This is a genomic window from Klebsiella sp. Q2 (assembly GCF_009900705.1).
GTDB classification, from domain to species: Bacteria; Pseudomonadota; Gammaproteobacteria; order Enterobacterales; family Enterobacteriaceae; genus Klebsiella; species Klebsiella quasipneumoniae.
In genome coordinates, this window is the sequence record NZ_JAAABE010000017.1 from 1 (window position 1) to 1170 (window position 1170).

The 1170-nt window shown below is 61.4% G+C and carries 1 protein-coding gene; it reads left to right on the forward strand.

Annotation, left to right across the window (positions count from 1 at the left end):
- Positions 1 to 1156, forward strand: a 1156-nt coding sequence (locus tag GT756_RS25670) for a carbohydrate porin (protein WP_160125129.1), incomplete at its 5' end; no start/stop codon positions are given.
- Positions 1157 to 1170 lie beyond the last annotated feature (14 nt).

Sequence of the window (1170 nt, forward strand, 5' to 3'; positions counted from 1 at the left end):
CATTCCGTTCGGCCTCAAGTTCAGCGGCTATGCCCGCTATGGCGCCCACTTCCAGACCGGCGACCAGAAATATGTCGGCGTCGACGGCTCCTATAACGGCGCCTCGGCGATCGGCCGCCTGGGCAACGAAAGCAACGGCGGCGAATTCCAGATCAGCAAGGCCTTCAAAAGCGCGCAGGGGGCTATCTGGGATCTTAACGTGATGTTCGACCACTGGAGCGACGAGGTTAACCTGAAGAAGGCCTACGTCGGCGTCACCAACGTGCTGGAATCCAACCCCAACGCCTATATCTGGGCCGGCCGCGACTTCCACCAGCGTCCGCAACAGGGGATCAACGACTACTTCTGGATGAACCACGACGGCCAGGGCGCCGGGGTGAAGAACTTTGATATCGGCGGCGTGCAGTTCGACGTGGCGGCGGTGTCGCAGGTGAAATCCTGTAGCCCGGAAGTGATGGCCGATGAAACCAACCCGTCGCGCATCACCTGTACCGGCAGTTCCGACACCGGCGACAACGGCCACTACGCGCTGACCACCAAAACCCACAACATCAAGGCCGGGCCGATCGACGTCGAGGTGTACGCCAACTACGGCTTTGACTCGAAGGCGGTGGACAGCGACGCGCGCCTCGAAGCCTGGCAGGGCGGCCTGGTGCTGAGCCACACCAACGACAGCGGGGTGAACAAGGTGATCCTGCGCTACTCCGACAACTCGGATAACAGCGTCTACAACAAAACCGACGACCTGACCACGGTCTACGCCAGCTTCGAGGGCAGCCATAAGTTCACCCAGCAGGCGCAGGTGGAATATCTGCTGGCCTTCCACGACTACGACAACGGCAGGGACAACACCGACAACCGCAAGAACTACGGCGCCATCGTGCGGCCGATGTACTTCTGGAACGACGTGCACTCCACCTGGCTGGAAGCGGGCTACCAGCGCGTGGACTACGACCAGGGCGGGAATAACCACGGCTGGAAGCTGACGCTGTCGCAGAACATCGCCATCGGCATGGGGCCGGAGTTCCGTCCGATGCTGCGCTTCTACGTGACCGGCGGCCAGGTGGACAATGAGCATACCGCGAAGGTCAACGGCACCCAGGATCAGCAGCTGGATTCGCTGAACGTCGGCGGGATGTTTGAGGCGTGGTTCTGATGCGATAGCGTTGT